Source organism: Phaeobacter sp. JH204B (assembly GCF_048055755.1).
Taxonomy (GTDB): Bacteria; Pseudomonadota; Alphaproteobacteria; order Rhodobacterales; family Rhodobacteraceae; genus Phaeobacter; species Phaeobacter bryozoorum.
Map to the genome: position 1 here is coordinate 60,656 of NZ_JAYMXF010000033.1, position 19,199 is coordinate 79,854.

Sequence of the window (19,199 nt, forward strand, 5' to 3'; positions counted from 1 at the left end):
GCGGCATTAGATTGCCGCAACAGATGCCTTGAGAATAACTGCCTCTCGCGTGGTGCCGCTTATTCGACACCGTAGTTTCGTCATATGGGGGAACACCCGAATAAGCGCCCGTGAAGGTGGTCGCCGAGGTGCCGTCTCCCTGCGATATTCCCTCAGGGAGGTGGCTCACGTCAACCGTTGCACCCAGCGCATGGCAGCCTCCCCCTCGCTCTGTCTGGGCGCGCCGGGTTGACTCACTCGGGACAAAGGCGTAACGCATGCTGCAAATCCGGGAGCCATGATGAGTCTTCCGGTCCCTGCCCGTGTCAGGGATCGCCCCCCACCAGCGTGTTACGCCCGTGGGGGCGATTGTGCATGGATCATTTGCTCCCTACATGTGGGGCGTCCACTTCGAAACCGGCATAGGAGGCCGCAGGCATGTTTGAAAATCTATCCGAACGCCTATCCGGTGTCTTCGACCGGTTGACCAAACAGGGCGCGCTCTCTGAAGAAGATGTAAAGACCGCCCTGCGCGAAGTCCGTGTCGCGCTGCTCGAGGCAGATGTCTCCCTGCCGGTCGCCCGCGATTTTGTGAAGCGCGTACAGGAGCAGGCAACGGGCCAAGCCGTGACCAAATCGGTCACCCCCGGCCAGCAGGTTGTAAAGATCGTCCATGACGCACTGGTTGACGTGCTGCGCGGCGACGAAGATCCCGGACAGCTGAAGGTCGACAATCCTCCCGCGCCGATCCTGATGGTCGGTTTGCAGGGGTCAGGTAAGACCACGACCACCGGCAAGCTTGCCAAGCGTCTGAAAGATAAAGAAGGCAAGCGCGTCCTGATGGCGTCGCTTGACGTCTATCGCCCTGCCGCGATGGACCAGCTGGCTGTGCTGGGCACACAGATCGGTGTCGACACGCTGCCCATCGTTCCGGGCCAGAAACCCGTCGATATCGCCAAACGCGCCAAACAGCAGGCGGCGCTTGGTGGTTACGACGTCTATATGCTCGACACGGCGGGCCGGTTGCAGATCGACGAAGTGTTGATGCGGGAGGTCGAAGACGTCCGTGATGTCGTTTCCCCCCGCGAAACCCTGCTTGTTGTTGACGGGCTGACAGGTCAGGTCGCCGTTGAAGTGGCCGAAGAATTCGATGCCAAAATTGGCATCTCCGGTGTGGTCCTGACCCGGATGGATGGCGACGGCCGTGGCGGTGCGGCGCTTTCGATGCGCGCTGTCACCGGCAAGCCGATCCGCTTTGTAGGTCTCGGCGAGAAAATGGACGCCATCGAAACCTTCGAGCCGGATCGAATCGCGGGCCGGATCCTCGGCATGGGCGACATCGTTGCACTGGTCGAAAAGGCCCAAGAAACCATCGAGGCCGAACAGGCTGAGCGCATGATGAAGCGCATGATGAAGGGTCAATTCAATATGAATGACCTGAAGATGCAGCTTGAGCAGATGATCCAGATGGGCGGCATGCAGGGCATGATGCAGATGATGCCTGGCATGGCGAAGATGGCCAAGCAGGTTGAGGATTCGGGGTTCGACGACAAGGTTCTGCGTCAGCAGATCGCCATGATCCAGTCGATGACCAAGAAAGAACGCGCCAATCCTGCCCTGCTCCAGGCGTCTCGCAAGAAACGGATTGCAGCAGGATCCGGCATGCAGGTCTCTGACCTCAACAAGCTCATGAAAATGCATCGCCAGATGGCCGACGTCATGAAGAAAATGGGTAAGATGGGCAAAGGCAAGATGCTGAAGCAGGCTATGAAAGGCATGTTCGGCAAAGGTGGCATGCCCGAAATGGCCGGCATGGATCCGAGCCAGATGGACCCAAAAGCGCTGGAAGCGGCGGCCAAGGCGATGGGCGGCAGGGGCGGTTTGCCCGGCGGTCTCGGCGGGCTTGGTGGTCTCGGGGGTGGCATGGGGCTGCCCGGCGGCCTCTCCGGTTTCGGCAAGAAGAAATAAGCCGCATGATCGCCTCCATCCCTACCCTTCAGACCGAGCGCCTGACGCTGCGCGCCCCCAAGCTTGAGGATTTTGAGCATTGGGCCGCGTTCTTTGCGTCCGAACGCGCCCGCTACGAGCGTGGCATCCTGCCGCGCGGCGAAGCGTGGAGAGTCTGGGCCGGGGATGTGGCACTTTGGACACTTCGTGGGTACGGCCCCTTCGGTGTCGAAATCCGAGAAACCGGCGCCTATGCGGGCGAGGTCGGGATTTACCAACCGGACGGCTATCCCGGCCCGGAACTGGGCTGGTTCGTCGTCCCCGAAGCTGAAGGCAAGGGAATCGCTGCCGAGGCCGCGCAAGCTGTCATGACCTGGGCGCGACAGAATTTCGGCTGGGACAGTCTGATCAATATTATCGACCCGAACAACCACCGATCAATCGCCCTGGGCCAGCGTCTCGGCGGTGTTATCGACCCCGACGCAGAGGGCGAATGCGTCGGCGACGTGGTGATCGTGCATGATCTGCGGGGACTGGCATGATGCAGATCCCGGCTATCCTTCAGCTTGAAACCGAACACTTGGTCCTGCGCGGACCGGAGGCCTACGCATGATGGCCACCCATCTTCCCACACGCGTCTTTACCCACATCCGCTCCGCTGTGGCCGCCTTGCCACAGCGCAACAGCGCCTTAACCCCTTGTTTCCCGGCATCTGGCATGATCGAGCCGTCATTGATGCCGAAACAGGTCACTGGTGCGCGCGCGGCAGGGGCCGAAACGAGTGTGGGTATGCCAGACACAGACAATCGTTTCCCTAGCCTCATGACGAAGAGGCTATTGTTGGTCTCCCCTGCGGAGGCCGGTTTTGACGCGCATGATGCCTTCCTGCGCATTGGTGCGCCGCGCTTCATCGACGCGGTCGACGATCCTGATGCGCTGTGGTGGTCGATAGCGACGATCATCGGCCACTGGCACCTGCGTGGTTACGGATTGTTCGCCCTCATCGAGCGCAATACCGGGCGCCCGGTCGGCATGATTGGCCCCTGGTTCCCGAAGGGCTGGCCAGAGCCGGAGCTTTCGTGGCACCTGACCGAGGATGCCCGTGGTAAAGGCTACGCAAGCGAGGCCGCAGAGGTCGTTCTCGACTGGCTGTTCCGCGAGAAAAACTGGAGCAGTATCGCCTCCTTCATTCCCGAGGACAACGCAGCCTCCATTGCCCTGGCGCAGCGAATCGGCGCCCGCCCAGAAAAATTAGTATCGTTCCGCCTCGCACCTGCACACAATATGCGCACCTGGCGCCATCAGCCCCGCAAACATCTGCTGGACCGGCCTGCAATCACAGGGCGCCTTCAATGATCTATTGCCACTGCGACTTCAGCGCGGGGGGCATCTGATGCCATCGTCCATCCCCGTAATCGAAACCAAGCGCCTGATTCTGCGTGGCCCGGAAGCCGTGGATTATCCCGACTTCAAAGCCACGTTCAGTTCCTATCGTGCGCGTTTCATGGGCGGTCCACTGAACCCCTATGAGGCCTGGATGCTCTATGCCGCCGAAATCGGCCACTGGCAGGTGCGTGGCTTTGGCATGTGGATGATCCACGATAAGACCACCGAGGAAACTTACGGCATGGCGGGTGGCTGGATGCCTGCTGGCTGGCCCGAGCGTGAGATCGCCTGGATCATCTGGCCCGATGCTGCAGGTAAAGGCTATGCGCTGGAAGCAACCCACGCGGCACGGAACTACTATTACAATACGCTCGGCTGGGATGGGGCGGTCAGCTATATTGACCCCAAGAACCTGGATTCGATCCGTCTTGCCGAACGGCTGGGTGCCAAGAAGGACCAGGACGCCGCAACCATTGATGGCAACGACGCCGTCTACAGGCATCCCGCACCAGAAGCACTCAAGAACAGCCAGTTGTCCCATGGGATCGAGATGGAGATAAGCCACTACGCAGATCCCATGTTCAAACCGGAGGGTTGGGCGCTTGACTGATCTATTCACCCAACGCTGCCTGATGCGATATGCCTTCATTGCCTTGTGGAGCCAGAAATGACGACAGAGCCTCAAGATCCCGTCGCCCGCGCAGCGGCGTTGCTGAAAGGCCACCGCGAGAGTATTGATCGCCTCGATGCGATCCTCGTCTACACGTTGGGCGAGCGGTTCAAGCACACCCAGGCGGTGGGCCGACTCAAGGCAGAACACGACCTTCCCCCGTCCGATCCGACGCGTGAGACAGCGCAGATCGCACGGCTCGAAGACCTGGCGAAACAGGCCGACCTGGACCCCGATTTCGCCAAGGCTTTCCTGAATTTCATTATTCAGGAAGTCATCCGACACCACAAGAAACACCAGGAATAACAGGGACTTCCCTGCAAACGCCATTAAAGGAGACTGAACCCATGGCAATGAAAATTCGTCTGGCCCGCGGCGGCTCGAAAAAGCGTCCCTTCTACCGCATCGTGGCTGCCGACAGCCGCATGCCGCGCGATGGTCGCTTCATCGAAAAGCTGGGCACCTACAACCCGCTGCTGCCGAAAGACAGCGAAGAGCGCGTGAAAATGGACATGGAGCGTGTGCAGCACTGGCTGGACCAGGGCGCCCAGCCCACAGATCGTATCGCTCGCATGTTGGAATCCGCCGGCGTACGCGCTAAGGTTGAACGCAACAACCCTAAGAAAGGCACCCCGGGCAAGAAAGCCCAGGAACGTGCTGAAGAGAAAGCAGCCAAAGCTGCCGAAGCGACTGCAGAAGCGGAGTAAGTTGATGAACATGCGGGACAATTCATTCTCTGAAGACTTCCGCATGCAACTTGATCTGTTGATGCGTGTCCGGCGCGATGTGCGCCGGTTCCGCTCTGATCCGGTGGACGAGACAGTGCTTGCGCGCTGTCTCGACACCATTCAGCTGGCTCCCTCCGTGGGTCTCAGCGAACCATGGCGGGTCATTCGCGTCGAAAGTGACGCAGCCCGGGCCGCCGCACTTGCCAATTTTGAAAGCGCAAACGCCGAAGCGCTAGCGGGTTTCTCCGAAGCCAAGGCCGAACGCTACGCCAAGCTGAAGCTTTCCGGCATGCGCGAAGCACCGGTTCAGTTGGCGATCTACTGCGACGATTCCACCACAAAAGGTCACAAGCTGGGCGCCGGCACCATGCCGGAGATGCGTCGCTATTCGGTGGTCACCGCCGTGACTCTGTTCTGGCTGGCCTTGCGCGCCGAAGGGCTGGGGCTGGGCTGGGTATCCATCCTTGACCCACAACGGTTGAACAGGGATCTGGATGTGCCAGCGGACTGGCAGCTGATCGGCTATTTCTGTGTTGGTCACCCGGAGCGGATGTCCAAGACGCCCGAACTGGAACAACTGGGTTGGGAAACCCGGCGCAACGCATTGCCGATCGAAACTCGGTAATCCGCCCATGTGGCGATTGATACGGCTTGCGGTTTTTGTTCTGATCGCCTTTACCGCAGGCGTTCTATATGAACGCAATTACCAAACAGAACGCTGCGGACTCGCGGGCGGCACTTGGACTGCTGCGCGGTTCTGCAAAGGATGGACTGAATGACTGAGCAGATTTGCGTTGGTGCCATTTCCGGCTCGTACGGAGTGCGGGGCGAAGTGCGGCTGAAGAGCTTTTGTGCGATGCCCGAGGATATCGAAGACTATTCCCCGCTCAGCACCGAAGACGGCAGCCAGACCTATACGATCACCTTGGTCCGCGCCATCAAGAACGGGTTTACCGCCCGTATCGGCGGAATCGAGACCAAGGAGCAGGCCGATGCTCTAAAGGGGGTCCGCCTGTTTGCGCCGCGTAACCGTCTGCCGAGCCTGCCGGATGATGAATACTACCACACCGATCTGATGGGGCTGGAGGTGTACGACACCGGCGGGACCCTGCTGGGGACCGTGAAATCGGTGCAGAACCACGGCGCCAGTGATCTGCTGGAAATCGCCATCCCGGCAGACAGCAAGACAGTATTGCTGCCCTTTACACTGGCTGCGGTGCCGACGGTCGATCTTGCCAGCGGACGCATCATCGCAGACCCGCCGGACGGCGTGTTCTGAGCCCGTCAGCCTTCAGCTGCCAACAGCTGCTCCAGCACATGTTCAACAGCGACCCCGAGATCCTTTGTTCTCTGTCGCGGCTCCGATAGTTTGCCGCCCAGCGCTGACCACAGCTTGAACAGGCGCCAAGTAAAGAAGAACCTAAAGATCGGATCCGTCGTCAGTTCTGCACCATAGCCGTCCTCAAATGCTGCCCAATCGGCTTTGGCAACACCTCCGAAACCAGGCGCGCGCCCTTCTGCAGCCAGGTGGTCGGGGCAGTTGGACAACCAGATATCGGCAATATCGCGCTGCGGGAATGTTCCGTCGTGGTTTGAATAGTCAATGAATGACACCTCACCATCGCACATCAAGATATTGCGTAGATGAAGATCTCCATGCTCCAATGCACCACGAAATGTCTGTGCACGGGCGCGCCGTGCCTCCCGGTGAAGCAGCGCGCAGAGGCCCAGGTACCTCTTGGGCTTCAAGACCTGGAACTCCCCGGCACGTACCGCCTCCGCCCGCGCTGAGACCTGTTTCAGAAACGGTTTTGGCCAGAATTGCATATCTCCGGCATCCGAAACCCTGTGCAATTCAGCGACCGCATGTCCAATCCGTCGAAGAACCTCTGCCCGGTCACCGAACCCGTATTCGGTCATAGCCAGCTCGCGATAGGCGGTATCCCCTTGGACAAAGTCCATCAAAACTACAGCACTATCTTGATCTCGCCACAGCACGTCAGGCGATGACACACCGCAGACCGATTGCAGGCCAAGCGCCGCTTGCTGATGCCGGTCAAGAAACCTGATCTGCCGCGCGGCGTTGGCTTCGTCAAAAACCGCCCTCAAGACATAGCTTTGCCCACTGGCCGTTTTGACCTCGAGCACACTGCGACAGTGTTGGCGCCGACTATGCACCTGTAGTCTGCGAAAACTGACCCCATCGGGCGGCAGACCTAGATCCGACGCAATACGTGGCCAGAACGCTTTTGCGCGCGCCTGCACATCGTCGATTGCGGCCTGATACTCGCGGTCGGTAACAATAAGGGCCATTTCCGAATTCATCCAAACACCAAAGCTTTTTATTGCGTGTCGTTCTAACTGGATTAAACAGCACCACATGAGTGCACAAAACAAATCTCATGGCCGCAAAGCCATTCGCCCCTCATTTAAACCGCGCGAGCTGATGACGCCGACGCCGGATCTGGTCGGCGTCTGGAAGGCCAAGATCATGACGCTGTTCCCGAATGCCTTCCCCGGCATACTTGGCGAAAGCCTGACCGGAAAGGCGTTGCAGGAAGGGTTATGGCAGCTGGAAACCATTGACCTGCGCCAATTCGGCATCGGTAAGCATCGCAATGTCGATGACACTCCGGCAGGTGGCGGCGCCGGCATGGTCCTGCGGGCCGACGTTCTTGGCAACGCTATTGAACACACCATGGCAGGCACCTCCGGTAACTGGCCCCTGATCTATCTGTCTCCGCGCGGTCGCCGGATGGATCAGGCGTTGATGCAGAACCTCGCACGCTGCGACGGGGTCACCTTGCTCTGCGGGAGATTCGAGGGTGTCGACGAGCGCGTCTTGCAGCACTATGGCATTCAGGAAGTCTCCCTGGGAGATTTTGTGATGACCGGCGGCGAGATTGCCGCCCAAGCCATGATTGATGCCACCGTTCGGCTGATCCCAGGCGTCTTGGGCAACCAAGCCTCTGCCGAGGAAGAGAGCTTCTCCTCAGGCTTGCTCGAGCACCCGCAATACACCCGTCCGGCAGACTGGAAGGGTCACCCCATACCTGATGTTCTGATGTCCGGCCATCACGGCAAGATTGCTGAATGGCGCCAGAAAATGAGCGAAGAGATCACGCAGGCGCGGCGCCCTGACCTTTGGCAGGCCTTTCTGAACCGCAAAAAGGCCGAGTGAGCGCCCGCAAGTGGACAGGCCGGTCCCAGACTGAACCTGGGCTCTTGATCCGCCAGCAAAACAGGCATAGAAGGCCCCTGTCTGGATTCGCTTCTGCGTCTATGGACCGGTGTGCTGTTGCATCATGAAACCCTCGACCCGCCTTCTTCGGCAATCCGGGGGGATGTCAGCTCGCTCTCAGGAAAGAACGGGACGATCTCTGGCGGGCTGCAAATGGCGGGACCCGATGAAGACCAAGAGCTCTCGCAACCGCGCAAAACTTCGTGGACAAAACCACGAGCAACCATAGGAGACCTGCGATGGATCTGATCGCACAGTTGGAGGCGGAACAAGTTGCCGCCCTGGGGAAAGAGATCCCCGATTTCAAAGCCGGTGACACCATCCGCGTTGGCTACAAAGTGACCGAAGGCAGCCGCTCGCGCGTGCAGAACTACGAAGGTGTCTGCATCAGCCGCAAGAATGGCTCCGGCATCGCCGGTTCGTTCACCGTTCGCAAGATTTCGTTTGGCGAAGGTGTGGAGCGTGTTTTCCCGCTGCACTCGACCAACATCGACAGCATCACTGTTGTGCGCCGCGGCCGTGTTCGCCGTGCGAAACTGTACTATCTGCGCGCCCGTCGCGGTAAATCCGCACGGATTGCAGAAGATACAAACTACAAAGCCAAAGCGTAAGGAGTGGTATCATGAAAGCCGACACCCATCCCGAATACCACTTCATCGACGTCAAAATGACCGATGGCACCATCCTCAAGATGCGCTCCACCTGGGGCAAAGAGGGTGACACTCTCTCGCTGGACATCGACCCCACCGTGCACCCCGCATGGACCGGTGGTTCGACCCGCCTGATGGACGCCGGTGGTCGCGTATCCAAGTTCAAGAAAAAATACGAAGGCCTGGGCTTCTAAGCCGATCCGGTCTTGTTCTTTCGGAAAACGCCGCTCGTTTTGGGCGGCGTTTTTTATTGGTGCCACGCCCGCCCGCGCAGCGCCCTCTCCCGTTAACGCGGGATGAACCTAGACCCTAAAACAGGGCCTAACGTGCGGATATCCCGCTTTCCATCGATTCGCGCGGGCAGTATACTCATCCCAAAATGCGCGGTATTTTGCGCAGTGATTGGGGGAAGCGAACGTGGCGCATATTATTGTCGTCGGCAACGAAAAAGGGGGCGCGGGCAAATCCACCGTTTCCATGCATGTGGCAACCACCCTGGCCCGATTGGGATACAAGATTGCCGCCCTGGACCTCGACTTGCGTCAACGTTCACTGGGGCGCTATCTGGAAAACCGCAAGGCGTTCATGGAAAAGGCCGCGCTGGACCTGCCACTGGTGGAACTGCATGAGCTGCCCGAAATCGATCCCGAAAGCCTGCAACCCGGCGAGAACATCTATGACCATCGGCTGTCTGCGGCGGTCTCCGAGCTGGAACCCAACAACGACTTTATCCTGATCGACTGCCCGGGTTCGCACACCCGGCTCAGTCAGGTCGCCCATTCCCTGGCCGACACGCTGATCACGCCACTGAACGACAGTTTTGTCGATTTCGACCTCCTGGCGCATACTGACCAAAAGGGTGAAAAGATCACCGGGCCGTCCGTTTATTCCGAAATGGTCTGGAACGCGCGACAGTTGCGCGCGCAGGCTGGCCTGAAACCAATTGACTGGATTGTGATCCGAAATCGAGTTGGCACTCAGCGCATGGTGAACAAGGAAAAGATGGAACGCGCGATTTCCATGCTTTCGAAACGGATCGGATTCCGCGTTGCCCCCGGATTTTCGGAACGGGTGGTGTTCCGGGAGTTGTTTCCGCGCGGGCTGACCCTGCTGGACCTCAAGGATATTGGCGTCAAACAGCTGAATATCTCCAACATCGCGGCACGGCAGGAACTGCGCGACATGATGAAATCGCTGAATCTGCCAGGCGTGGATGTCGATATCTGATCAGCCACAGTCGTCGCGCCCTATCGACCAGGTGTTGGGCAAGGGCAGCCGACGGTTATTCCTGATCCTCGGGTTGGCGATTGCCGAGCTGTTGCTTGTCATGGTCGCCTACCAGCTGCTGGCCAATGTGCATTGCAAATTCACCGGCGCGGATCTGGCCTGCACCACCGTGCGATCACTCGCCGGGCGCTTGCTGGCGTTGTTGACTGTGCTCAGCCTTTATCTTGTGCTGGTGCGCAGCGCCTATACTGCGCTGGCCGCATTTGTCGGGCGCGCCTCGCAACGCCCATCGGCAGTTATCCTGAACCTCGTCGGTCTTCTGATCGCGCTGGTCCCGCTGGCCCTGTTTGGGCCCAGTGGCATCAACGCATGGATTTCGCCGACCCTTATTCTGGTCTGCCTAGGCGGCGGCATCGCCGGACTAGGCGGTCTGCTGGCCGTGATGCCACTTCGAGATTGGGTTGTCTGGCTGCGCGGCTGCGGCCTGCCTCTGATCCTGGCGCTTGTTGTGGCACTGGTCATGCCCGATATCACTCGCATGATGGAGCCGATCTGGAACATAGAAGCGCTGACGTCGGTGACGTTCCTCCTCGTGACATGGGTTCTGGAAAGCTCAGGTGCCACAGTCTGGTCCGATCCGGCATTGCATCTGATCCGTGTCGACGGTTTTCTGGTGGAGATCGGCGAACCCTGCTCAGGCGTCGAAGGGTTTGCCCTCGTCACGACCTTTATGGGGCTTTATGCGCTGTTGATGGGCCGCGATCTCAGGCAGACACGATATTGGCTGTTCCTGTTTCCCGCCGCTCTGCTGCTCAGCTGGGGCTTCAATGTCGCGCGTATCGCTATACTGATCCTGATCGGCGCCTGGATTGCACCGGAACATGCGGTCAACGGATTTCACAGCTATGCCGGCTGGCTGATGTTCACCTGTCTTGCGCTGCTGATCCTGGCGATTGCCCATCGCTCTCGCTGGTTGCAGAGCAACCCCGCTAGGGTGGCCGCCGCAACCGCCGACCTGCCACCGCTGCGCGCCGATATGCTGATCGCGAGCATAGTGCCTTTTGTCGTGATGATGCTGAGCGGCGTATTGGTTTCTGCAATCTGGGCAGAACCTGCCGACGGATATCCGCTGCGTACTGCAATGATGGCAGCCGCATTGCTGTTGTTCTGGCCTGCCCTTAGGGCGCTGGCCTACAGGCCACGCGCTATGGATATCACCGCCGGGGCCGCAATTGCAGCCGTCTGGATCGTGATGGCCACACCCGACATCAGCCGTGGCAACATTACAGAGCACCGGGATATCCTATGGATTGCGACACGCCTGCTCGGGACCATAATTCTGGTGCCCATCATCGAAGAGCTGTTCTTTCGCGGGTATCTGCTGCGCCGCATGGCCGGGCAGGGTCAGGTTCTACGGGCGGTTATCGCCTTGATTGTCAGCAGCCTTCTGTTCGGTCTGATGCATGACCGCTTCGCGCTTGGTGTGGCCGCTGGCGCAATCTTTGGCGCCCTATATCTGCGTGGGGGCGGGTTACCGGCCGCCATATTGGCCCATATGGTGGCAAATGCCCTGATCGCCTATGTTGCCTTTGCGACCGGGAACTGGACACTTATCTAGGTCCAGAATGGTTGACTCAAGCGACGCCCTGGCAGCCATTGGTTCTAAACAGACCGGCGCCGGCGCAACTCCCAGCTCAGAAGCAAAGCAGCGGCGACCGCAGCCACGGCGAGCATACCTGCGCTGACGTCGATCTCAGGCACGGTCTGGCCATTGCCGTTGCCGTTCCCATTGCCCCCGCCGTTGCCCCAACCATTGCCCCAACCATTGCCATTGCCGTTCCCATTGCCCGGTCCGCCCGCGTCAGGCCATTCACCAGCCGCAAATGCCATGGGGGCAGTTGCACACAAAACGGCCGCAACGGTTATCAGGTCATGTATGCGCACTGCCAGTTTCATCACACTTTCCTCGCTGCTCTCTCAATAAAGTCAGGCATGGCAGTTCAAGATTTCTTGCACGAATCTCGTTGGCCATAATCTGTCCCAGCTCTGCTCTACGCGGAAAAAATGCGTAAATTATGGCAATTTCTACCTTTGTTCAGGCTGAACGTTGTTCTGACACCCGATCAGAAAGGCCCGCTCCGCTGCCTTCGTAAATCGTGAAGAGCTCAACCGGCTCGGCAACACCGCGCAGCATATAGCGACCCAGCGACACCAGATCGTGACTGGTCGGCTGGGCTGCCCGTTGAACCTGTTCCGAGACAATGATGCTGCGACCAACAGAGGCGTGCATACCTGACAGCCGTGCCGTCAGGTTGACGGTTGGTCCGATCACCGTGAAATCCAACCGGTTCTCAGATCCTATATTACCATAGAGGATTTCGCCGGCATGCAGGGCCAGCGTGAAATCAGCAACCGGGTTACCCTGCTGCGCACGCTCGACATTGCGATTGCGTATCTTGCTCTGCAAGCAACTGGCCGCCGCGAGCGCTGCTGTTGCATCTTCGCCGATACTGCCAAGGTCAAACATCGCCAATATGCCATCACCCATGAATTTGAGGATATTCCCTCCATGGGTCTGAATGGTCTCGACCGCCAGACCAAAGTAGTCGTTAATCATGTCGATCAATTCGGCGCCCGGAATTTGCTCAGCCAGTTGGGTAAAGCCTTTTAGATCGAAATAGCAGATCACCGCATCAATCTGGCGTGACGAGCCCCGCTGTATTTCTCCTGACAGAACCCGCTGACCAGCATCGCGACCGAGATAGACCTGAAGCAGATCCTTGGCCATCTGCTGGGCAGAGGCCGCCCGCAGCGCCAGCGCCAGATGCGGGTAGATAAAACGGATCAACGTGAGATCCGCCTCTGAGAAACCATCGAGATGATCGGTTGACCAGGATGACAGGATGCCCTCTCCCGGCCGCTTAGGATCAAAAGGGGCATCGGCAAAATCACCAAAGCGCATTGCCAGCGCAAAGTAATCCGTGGCCCCGCGCTGTTTGAACTGCGCTAGTGCAGGAAACCGCTCCAGCACATGCCCGGTCAGTTTGGTGCGAAACTCAGGCACCTGGCGTTCCAACATATAATAGAAGGTGCTGTAGAGCCACTCATCCCGCGGTGTATCGCTGTGTTCATAGAATTCATGCGACAAGCCGTCCGCGCGGGTCCAGCTAAAGCCGATACCACCGTATTTTGGGTGATAGGCACGCTGCGCCAGATGAAACCGCAGGAGCGGCACGCCGTCGTCAGCAAGCCTCTGGCAAAAGCCTTGCAGCATCTCCTGACGGCTTGCCCCTCTTAGTCCTTCAGCAGTCAGCCAGTCGATTATCGGCGTGGCGCGCAGAGCAGCATCCGTCATTGTGCACGGCCTCACATTGTGGTTCCGGCCCAATCTGAAGCCTCAACCAACGGATGTCTATGGTTCAATTCCGGCCAGTTTGCGCAGCATGTGGCGCAGCGCCTCGCTTTCACCTTCGCTGAGTCGGGATGCAAGCTGCCCATCATAGATGGCGGCCTGCTCCCGAAGATCGCGATAGGCGGCCTGCCCCTGCGGGGTCAGTTCCAGATGCTCCGATCGTCGGTCTCGTTCATCCCGGTGACGCAATACAAACCGACGCTCGGCGAGCTTCGCAACGGCACGGCTGATCTTGGTCTTATGGATTTTGGCGCGCTGGCCAATTTCCTTTGCGGTCATGCGCCCGTAGCTGCCCAGATGGAACAGGACCCGCCATTCGGTACGGAGCATCCCGTAGCGATTCTTGTAGTGCTGTTGAAACTCAAGCGAGCTCTCTTCTGCGGCGCGATTGAGGAGATAGGGTAAGAAATCCTGCAGCGCGAAGTCATCTTTTTCGGTCATGAAGGTGACCTATGCCTTGTTGGTTACAAAATCAACTATTACCGAAACAGAGAGTTAAGAAAAGGAGCGCGCCATGAATCACAAAGTCGATGCCCACGAAATGATCCAGGCCCCGTCCCTTACCGGGCCACACGAGGGCTATATGCCGGGCTTTGCCAATGATTTTGAAACCGAGGCGCTGCCCGGTGCGCTGCCGCAAGGCATGAACAGCCCGCAAAAGTGCAACTATGGTCTTTACGGCGAACAGCTGAGCGGCACCGCTTTTACCGCCGATGTGCCGGAGCGGACCTGGTGCTACCGCATCCGCCCGTCCGTCAAGCATTCGCACCGCTATCAGAAGATCGACCTGCCGCATTGGAAGTCTGCCCCCTGCGTCGATCCGGACGTGATCTCGCTGGGCCAGTACCGCTGGGATCCGGTGCCGCATTCGGATGAAGGCCTGACCTGGCTCACCGGCATGCGCACGATGACCACCGCAGGCGATGTGAACACCCAGGTCGGCATGGCCAGCCACATCTATTTGGTCACCGAATCGATGGTGGACAGCTACTTCTTCTCCGCCGATTCCGAACTCTTGGTGGTGCCACAGGAAGGACGCCTGCGCTTTGCCACTGAGCTGGGTATCATCGACCTCGCACCGCAGGAAATCGCCATCATCCCGCGCGGTCTGGTGTACCGGGTGGAGGTGCTGGAAGGCCCCTGCCGCGGCTTTGTCTGCGAGAATTACGGCCAGAAGTTTGAGCTGCCGGGCCGCGGGCCGATTGGCGCCAACTGCATGGCCAACCCGCGCGACTTCAAGGCGCCGGTGGCAGCGTTCGAGGATCGCGAGACGCCCTCCACCGTGACCATCAAATGGTGCGGCCAGTTCCATGAGACCAGGATCGGCCACTCGCCGCTGGACGTGGTCGCCTGGCACGGAAACTACGCGCCTTACAAATACGACCTGACCACCTATTGCCCGGTCGGCGCGATCCTGTTCGACCACCCGGACCCGTCGATCTTTACCGTGCTGACGGCGCCGTCTGGCCAGCCCGGCACCGCAAATATCGATTTTGTTCTGTTCCGGGAACGTTGGATGGTGGCCGAGAACACCTTCCGCCCGCCGTGGTATCACAAGAACATCATGTCGGAGCTAATGGGCAATATCTACGGCCAGTATGATGCCAAACCGCAAGGGTTCGTGCCGGGTGGCATGTCCTTGCACAACATGATGCTGCCGCACGGGCCGGACAAGAATGCGTTCGAGGGTGCGTCGAACTCCAACCTCGGCCCCGAGAAGCTCGAGAACACAATGTCCTTCATGTTCGAGACCCGTTTCCCGCAGCATCTGACAGGATTTGCCGCGAAGGAAGCACCGCTGCAGGATGACTACATCGACTGCTGGGCCGATATCGAGAAGAAATTCGACGGCACACCAGGCAAGAAGTAATCCAACGGGGGCGCTGCCCCCTCTGCGGCCTGAAGGCCGCATTCACCCTCGGAGTATTTCGGGAAAGATGACGAGAGCAGCTGCTCTCAAACGAAAAGGACCACGTATGCCTTTGACAAAATCCTGGGTCACCTCCGCCAACAGCGCGACCCATCCGTTCCCACTGAATAACCTGCCTTATGGCGTGTTTTCTGTTGATGGCGACGATCCGCGCTGCGGCGTGGCCATCGGCGACATGATCCTCGATATGCAGGCCGCCGAGGAAGCCGGCTTGGTCCAGTTGAGCGATGCGCCACTGTTCGACGTTCCGTATTGGAACGACCTTATGGAAGAAGGTCCGGCCGTCTGGACTGCGCTTCGCAACCGTTTGACAGCGCTGCTGTCCGAAGGCTCTGCCGAGCAGGGTAAGGTCGAACCTTTGCTGGTTCCGGCTACGGACGCCGAGCTGCACATGCCCTTTGCCGTCAGCGAATACACCGACTTCTATGCGGGCAAGAACCACGCCTTCAACGTCGGCACCATGTTCCGCGGTCCGGAAAATGCACTGCCGCCGAACTGGCTGCATATCCCGATCGGCTATAACGGGCGGGCCTCCTCCGTTGTGGTGTCCGGTACCGACGTGCGCCGACCCTGGGGTCAGCTGAAAGGTCCAAATGACGAGACGCCGCGGTGGGCGCCCTGCGCGCGCTTCGATATCGAGCTGGAGATGGGTGCGATTGTCGGCACGCCGTCCGATGGCCCGATCACCGTGCAGGAAGCGGATGACCATATCTTTGGCTATGTACTGCTGAACGACTGGTCCGCGCGCGATATCCAGGCCTGGGAATACCAGCCCTTGGGACCGTTCCAGGCCAAGGCCACTGCCAACACGATCTCTCCTTGGATCGTGACCAAAACGGCGCTGGAGCCGTTCCGCTGCGACACGCCCGGGCGTGAGGTGGAACTGCTGGACCACCTGAAGGATTGCGGCCCGATGCTCTATGATATCGACCTTGAGGTCACCATGGCGCCGGAAGGCAAAGAGGCCACAACCATCGCGCGGACCAACTACAAAGAAATGTATTACTCCGCCGCACAGCAGCTGGCGCATCACACCACCTCGGGCTGCCCGATGAACGCGGGCGATCTTCTGGGCTCCGGCACCATCTCCGGCCCCACCAAGGATAGCCGCGGCTCGCTCCTGGAACTCAGCTGGGGCGGTAAGGAGCCGCTGACGCTGGACACTGGCGAGGAGCGCTCCTTCATCGCCGACGGTGACACGCTGACCCTGAAAGGCGCGGCCAAAGGCGACGGCTACACCATCGGTTTCGGCAACTGCACCGGTACCGTGCTGCCCGCGCTTGAAAACCCCTACGCAAGATAAGGAAGACCACCATGGCCAAGGCTTTTGCGTCCCAAGGGGACATGACTGAAAAGAAGATCACCTTTGATGAGATCGGCGAGGGGCTTTATGCTTTTACCGCCGAGGGCGACCCGAACTCCGGCGTGATCATCGGCGATGACTCTGTGATGATCGTCGAAGCGCAGGCGACCCCACGGCTTGCGAACAAGGTGATCGACTGCGTTCGCTCTGTCACCGACAAGCCGATCACCCATGTGGTGCTAACACATTACCACGCTGTTCGCGTACTGGGTGCTTCCGCATTTGGCGCGCAGAACATCATCATGTCGGACAAGGCCCGTTCGATGGTGGTCGAACGCGGGCAGGAGGACTGGGACAGCGAATTCCAGCGCTTCCCGCGCCTTTTCGAAGGCCATGAGAGCATCCCCGGACTGACCTGGCCCTCCACCACCTTCAGCGATTCGATGACCGTTTACCTCGGCAATCGCCGGATCGACATCAAGCATCTGGGTCGCGCCCATACCGCGGGTGACGCGGTGATCCACGTGCCGGATCAGAACGTGATGTTCACCGGCGATATCGTCGAAGACCACTCAGCCTGCTACTGCGGCGACGGGCATTTCGGTGACTGGGGCAGGACGCTGGACAATATCAAAGCTTATGATGTCGACGCCATTGCCCCCGGTCGTGGAGACGCGCTGGTGGGCAAGGACGCGGTGGAACGCGCCGTCGAAAGCACCCGCGATTTCGTTGAAAGCACCTACCGCCCGGCAGCGAAAGTTGCAGCCCGCAACGGCACGCTGAAAGAAGCCTGGGACGCGGTGCGCGCAGAATGCGATCCGAAGTTTGCAGATTATGCCATCTATGAGCATTGCCTGCCCTTCAACGTGGCCCGTGCCTATGACGAGGCACGCGGCATCGACACCCCCCGGATCTGGACCGCTCAGCGCGATCTGGAGATGTGGGAAGCCCTGCAGGGGTGAGGCCCAGGCAAATTTATACTCGGGGCGGTTTGATCCAGATCGTATCGCCCCAGCAGTACCTATGAAATGTTTGACCAGAACCTCGGCGTAGCCGCGACCGGGGGCTAGTCGAGCCGTGCCTGACGGCACCCGGATTTGGGAGGAGGCCAGATGAACAAGATCTTTGAAGTTCCCTTGTATTCTTATCAACGCAGTGACGATCAGGATGCGCCCTCGCCGGTGCGTCATCCCGTCGTCGTGATCGGTGCGGGGCCGGTTGGTCTTGCTGCCGCAATTGACCTGGCCCAGCAGGGCATTGGCGTGGTTGTGCTGGACGACAACGACAAGGTCAGTTTTGGCTCTCGCGCCATCTGCTTCTCGAAACGGACACTGGAAATCGCCGATCGGCTTGGCCTCGGGGATCCGATGGTCGCCAAAGGCGTTCAATGGAACCTCGGCAAAGTCTTTTTCGACGACCGCAAGGTGTACGATTTCAATCTCCTGCCTGAGGAGGGCCACAAGCGGCCCGCATTTATCAATCTGCAGCAGTATTATTTCGAGGAATACCTGGTGAACCGGGTCCGAGAGCTGCAGGAGCAAGGCGCACCGATCGAAATCCGCGGCCGCAACAAGGTCTCTGCCATCGGCACTCACCCCAGCCATGCCGTGCTGGAAATTGACTCGCCAGAAGGTTCCTACAACCTGGAAGCCGACTGGCTGATTGCCTGCGACGGTGCTGGCTCTCCTACCCGGCAGATGCTGGGGCTGGATTTCGTCGGCCGGGTGTTCGAAGACAACTTCCTGATTGCTGATGTGATCATGGACGCGGATTTCCCGACGGAACGCTGGTTCTGGTTCGACCCTCCCTTCAACAAGGGGCAGTCGGCACTGCTGCACAAGCAGCCCGATGGGGTCTGGCGCATTGACCTTCAGCTGGGCTGGGACATCGACAAGGAGCGTGAGAAGCGCCCCGAAAACGTGATCCCGCGTCTCAAGGCGATGCTGGGCGAAGATGTAAAATTCGAACTTGAGTGGGTCTCGATCTACACCTTCCAGTGCCGCCGCATGGAGAAGTTCCGCCATGGCCGGGTGATCTTCGCCGGCGATGCCGCACATCAGGTGTCGCCGTTCGGAGCCCGCGGTGCCAACTCCGGCCTGCAAGATACCGACAATCTGTGCTGGAAACTCAAGCTGGTGATGGACGGCAAAGCGCCGGAAAGCCTGCTGGACAGCTATGACATTGAACGCGTCCACGGCGCTGACGAGAATATCCGGAACTCCTCGCGCTCCACCGATTTCATCACCCCCAAGTCGGAGATGAGCCGGGTCCTGCGTGATGCGGTTCTGGACCTGTCCGAACAGTATGAATTCGCGCGTCCTTTGGTGAACTCCGGCCGGCTGTCGGTGCCCTGCACCTATGAGGGCTCACCGCTGAATTCGGCAGACGCGCTCAACGGGCCGGAACGCACCCGGCCCGGCTCACCCTGCCCCGATGTGCCGCTGGTCGACGGGTTTCTGCTTGGCAAGCTGGGCGACAAATTCACCCTGCTGACCATCGACGCCGACGCGCCTGATGAGATTGAGGAATCCGGCATCACGGTCACCCGATTGGCGCTCTCCAGCAAGGACGACAAGACACTGGCGCTGAAGGACCGCTACCTGGGCAGGCATGAAAGCGGTGTCTACCTGATCCGCCCGGACCAGCATGTCGCCGCCCGCCGCCCCAGCTATGACGACAACCTGTTCCGGCATGCGATCCGCCGGGCCATCGGCAAGGAGTGATCA

Annotated in this window: 21 protein-coding genes; 17 read left to right on the forward strand and 4 right to left on the reverse strand. The window is 59.4% G+C overall.

The features are described 5' to 3' along the window. Positions 1 to 417 precede the first annotated feature (417 nt). From ffh to rimM, 8 genes are all read left to right on the forward strand, one after another. Entirely contained in the window at positions 418 to 1,947 is a 1,530-nt protein-coding gene (gene ffh, locus VXL81_RS18655; protein ID WP_416555581.1) for a signal recognition particle protein, read from the forward strand. Positions 1,948 to 1,952: 5 nt separating this feature from the next. Continuing rightward, positions 1,953 to 2,468 carry a GNAT family N-acetyltransferase gene (locus VXL81_RS18660; RefSeq protein ID WP_416538322.1) on the forward strand — a complete coding sequence of 172 codons (516 nt, stop codon included), beginning with the start codon at positions 1,953 to 1,955 and terminating at the stop codon, positions 2,466 to 2,468. Positions 2,469 to 2,535: 67 nt separating this feature from the next. Further along, positions 2,536 to 3,282: a GNAT family N-acetyltransferase gene (locus VXL81_RS18665; protein WP_340546504.1), complete on the forward strand. Its 747-nt coding sequence runs from the start codon at positions 2,536 to 2,538 to the stop codon at positions 3,280 to 3,282. Positions 3,283 to 3,319: 37 nt separating this feature from the next. Further along, a complete protein-coding gene (locus tag VXL81_RS18670; protein WP_340546503.1) occupies positions 3,320 to 3,922 on the forward strand; it encodes a GNAT family N-acetyltransferase in 603 nt (200 codons plus the stop codon). A gap of 57 nt (positions 3,923 to 3,979) precedes the next feature. Next, the gene (locus tag VXL81_RS18675) at positions 3,980 to 4,288 is read left to right on the forward strand and encodes a chorismate mutase (RefSeq protein ID WP_416534663.1); all 309 of its coding nucleotides are present in this window, start codon (positions 3,980 to 3,982) and stop codon (positions 4,286 to 4,288) included. A 41-nt stretch (positions 4,289 to 4,329) separates the two neighbouring features. Continuing rightward, positions 4,330 to 4,689, forward strand: coding sequence for a 30S ribosomal protein S16 (rpsP, locus tag VXL81_RS18680; protein ID WP_340546501.1), 360 nt, complete (start codon positions 4,330 to 4,332; stop codon positions 4,687 to 4,689). Positions 4,690 to 4,693: 4 nt separating this feature from the next. Next, the gene (bluB, locus tag VXL81_RS18685; protein WP_416534664.1) at positions 4,694 to 5,335 is read left to right on the forward strand and encodes a 5,6-dimethylbenzimidazole synthase; all 642 of its coding nucleotides are present in this window, start codon (positions 4,694 to 4,696) and stop codon (positions 5,333 to 5,335) included. Between the two features lie 150 nt (positions 5,336 to 5,485). Further along, positions 5,486 to 5,989 carry a ribosome maturation factor RimM gene (rimM, locus tag VXL81_RS18690; protein ID WP_416541010.1) on the forward strand — a complete coding sequence of 168 codons (504 nt, stop codon included), beginning with the start codon at positions 5,486 to 5,488 and terminating at the stop codon, positions 5,987 to 5,989. 5 nt (positions 5,990 to 5,994) lie between these two features. On the opposite strand, the gene VXL81_RS18695 is transcribed toward rimM, so the two are convergent. Further along, positions 5,995 to 7,107 carry a phosphotransferase gene (locus VXL81_RS18695; protein ID WP_416541011.1) on the reverse strand — a complete coding sequence of 371 codons (1,113 nt, stop codon included), beginning with the start codon at positions 7,105 to 7,107 and terminating at the stop codon, positions 5,995 to 5,997. Here VXL81_RS18695 and trmD point away from each other — a divergent pair. The 5 genes from trmD (at position 7,091) to xrtE (ending at position 11,446) form a co-directional block, all read left to right on the forward strand. Continuing rightward, positions 7,091 to 7,891, forward strand: a complete 801-nt coding sequence (gene trmD / locus VXL81_RS18700) for a tRNA (guanosine(37)-N1)-methyltransferase TrmD (protein ID WP_416538318.1) — start codon at positions 7,091 to 7,093, stop codon at positions 7,889 to 7,891. The genes VXL81_RS18695 and trmD overlap by 17 nt on opposite strands. 299 nt (positions 7,892 to 8,190) lie before the next feature. Further along, a complete protein-coding gene (rplS, locus tag VXL81_RS18705) occupies positions 8,191 to 8,562 on the forward strand; it encodes a 50S ribosomal protein L19 (RefSeq protein WP_014876109.1) in 372 nt (123 codons plus the stop codon). 11 nt (positions 8,563 to 8,573) lie between these two features. Further along, positions 8,574 to 8,795, forward strand: a complete 222-nt coding sequence (gene rpmE, locus VXL81_RS18710; protein WP_340546496.1) for a 50S ribosomal protein L31 — start codon at positions 8,574 to 8,576, stop codon at positions 8,793 to 8,795. A 223-nt stretch (positions 8,796 to 9,018) separates the two neighbouring features. Next, positions 9,019 to 9,828, forward strand: coding sequence for a division plane positioning ATPase MipZ (locus VXL81_RS18715; RefSeq protein ID WP_340546495.1), 810 nt, complete (start codon positions 9,019 to 9,021; stop codon positions 9,826 to 9,828). After that, positions 9,815 to 11,446 carry an exosortase E/protease, VPEID-CTERM system gene (gene xrtE, locus VXL81_RS18720; protein WP_416534668.1) on the forward strand — a complete coding sequence of 544 codons (1,632 nt, stop codon included), beginning with the start codon at positions 9,815 to 9,817 and terminating at the stop codon, positions 11,444 to 11,446. Before VXL81_RS18715 ends, xrtE begins: the two co-directional genes overlap by 14 nt. Positions 11,447 to 11,490: 44 nt before the next feature. Here xrtE and VXL81_RS18725 read toward each other — a convergent pair whose 3' ends face one another. The 3 genes from VXL81_RS18725 to VXL81_RS18735 all read right to left on the reverse strand — a co-directional run bounded on the left by VXL81_RS18725 (position 11,491) and on the right by VXL81_RS18735 (position 13,681). Next, positions 11,491 to 11,784, reverse strand: a complete 294-nt coding sequence (locus VXL81_RS18725; RefSeq protein WP_340546493.1) for a VPEID-CTERM sorting domain-containing protein — start codon at positions 11,782 to 11,784, stop codon at positions 11,491 to 11,493. A 139-nt stretch (positions 11,785 to 11,923) separates the two neighbouring features. Further along, positions 11,924 to 13,183, reverse strand: a complete 1,260-nt coding sequence (locus VXL81_RS18730) for an adenylate/guanylate cyclase domain-containing protein (protein ID WP_416555583.1) — start codon at positions 13,181 to 13,183, stop codon at positions 11,924 to 11,926. 57 nt (positions 13,184 to 13,240) lie between these two features. Then, complete coding sequence (locus VXL81_RS18735; RefSeq protein ID WP_340546491.1) at positions 13,241 to 13,681, reverse strand: MarR family winged helix-turn-helix transcriptional regulator; 441 nt, start codon at positions 13,679 to 13,681, stop codon at positions 13,241 to 13,243. A gap of 73 nt (positions 13,682 to 13,754) precedes the next feature. On the opposite strand from VXL81_RS18735, the gene hmgA reads away from it, so the two are divergent. The 4 genes from hmgA (at position 13,755) to VXL81_RS18755 (ending at position 19,196) form a co-directional block, all read left to right on the forward strand. Beyond that, positions 13,755 to 15,110: a homogentisate 1,2-dioxygenase gene (hmgA, locus tag VXL81_RS18740; RefSeq protein ID WP_416555585.1), complete on the forward strand. Its 1,356-nt coding sequence runs from the start codon at positions 13,755 to 13,757 to the stop codon at positions 15,108 to 15,110. A gap of 106 nt (positions 15,111 to 15,216) precedes the next feature. Next, positions 15,217 to 16,473 (forward strand): fumarylacetoacetase, encoded by a 1,257-nt coding sequence (fahA, locus tag VXL81_RS18745; RefSeq protein WP_416555587.1) that lies wholly within the window; start codon positions 15,217 to 15,219, stop codon positions 16,471 to 16,473. 11 nt (positions 16,474 to 16,484) lie between these two features. Next, complete coding sequence (locus VXL81_RS18750; protein ID WP_416534672.1) at positions 16,485 to 17,435, forward strand: MBL fold metallo-hydrolase; 951 nt, start codon at positions 16,485 to 16,487, stop codon at positions 17,433 to 17,435. Between the two features lie 150 nt (positions 17,436 to 17,585). Continuing rightward, the gene (locus VXL81_RS18755; protein WP_416544509.1) at positions 17,586 to 19,196 is read left to right on the forward strand and encodes an FAD-dependent oxidoreductase; all 1,611 of its coding nucleotides are present in this window, start codon (positions 17,586 to 17,588) and stop codon (positions 19,194 to 19,196) included. Positions 19,197 to 19,199: the final 3 nt, after the last annotated feature.